The organism is Streptomyces sp. URMC 126 (assembly GCF_051386555.1).
In the GTDB taxonomy this organism is placed as follows: domain Bacteria; phylum Actinomycetota; class Actinomycetes; order Streptomycetales; family Streptomycetaceae; genus Streptomyces.
Map to the genome: position 1 here is coordinate 1 of NZ_JBPQTX010001375.1, position 234 is coordinate 234.

General features: G+C 75.6%; 1 pseudogene. It reads left to right on the plus strand.

Annotation, left to right across the window (positions count from 1 at the left end):
* A pseudogene (locus ACSNOK_RS36335) lies at positions 1–234 on the plus strand (galactokinase); the annotation flags it as partial.

Below are 234 nucleotides of genomic sequence, written 5' to 3' on the forward strand. Positions count from 1 at the left end.
GCCCTGCGCGACGTCCCGTACGGGGAGCTGGACGCGGCGCTGACCGGGCTGGCCGATCCGGTGCTGCGGCCGCTGGTGCGCCATGTGGTCACCGAGAACCGGCGGGTGGAGGAGGTCGTCGGCCTCCTCGACGCGGGCGACCCCCGCTCGATCGGCCCGGTCCTGACCGCCGGGCACGCCTCGCTGCGCGACGACTTCGCCGTCTCCTGCCCCGAGCTGGACCTGGTGGTGGAG